Annotated in this window: 2 protein-coding genes; both read right to left on the minus strand. The window is 61.1% G+C overall.

Annotated features, from left to right (window positions below; translation table 11 throughout):
• Positions 1–355, minus strand: a 355-nt coding sequence (locus tag PCO31110_RS25555) for an ABC transporter ATP-binding protein (protein ID WP_174979792.1), incomplete at its 3' end; no start/stop codon positions are given.
• A gap of 71 nt (positions 356–426) precedes the next feature.
• Positions 427–717: ABC transporter permease (locus PCO31110_RS25560; RefSeq protein ID WP_150691768.1), on the minus strand; the 291-nt coding region annotated here is incomplete at its 5' end.

Here is a 717-nt window from a genome sequence, read left to right on the forward strand (position 1 = left end):
TGAGGCCAACCATCTCGATGTAGCGCCGTGCGGTGGCGTAGCGCGTGGCCTTGTCGATGCCCTTCATCTTCAGGCCGAAGGCCACGTTATCGAGCACATTCAGCCACGGAAACAGCGCGTACTGCTGAAAGACCATGCCGCAGTGCGGATCGATGCCCTTCACCTGACGACCGTTCACACGAATCTGCCCCGTCGTCGGCGCGTCGAAGCCCGTGATGAGGTTGAGCAGCGTCGACTTGCCGCAACCGGACGCGCCGAGCAACACCACGAACTCACCGCGTGCAATGTTCATATCCACGCGCTCGAGCGCCTGGAAGTCGCCATAGCGCTTCGAGACACCGTCGATAGCGATCATCGTTTCGGCGTTGCCTGAGGCCGCGCCGCCGGGGGTGCGCTGTGCGCCAACGTGAGAATCGATGCGATCGTTCATGCCTGCCACCTCAACACCTTGCGCTCGATGGCGCGAAACACGATATCCGTCACCAGCACGGTGACACTGATCATCACCATGCCGAGCACGACGACTTCCGTTTGAAAGAACTCCTTGCCGTTCATGATGAGGAAGCCAAGGCCTTCGCGCGCTGCGACGAGTTCGGCCGAGATCACGCACGTCCACGACAGGCCGAGAATGATCTTCAGGCCCGAGAGAATCTGCGGCAGACTTGCGGGCAGAATGACCTCGCGCATCACCTGCGCGTTACTCGCGCCGAGGTTCTT

It is taken from the genome of Pandoraea communis (assembly GCF_902459745.1).
In the GTDB taxonomy this organism is placed as follows: Bacteria; Pseudomonadota; Gammaproteobacteria; order Burkholderiales; family Burkholderiaceae; genus Pandoraea; species Pandoraea communis.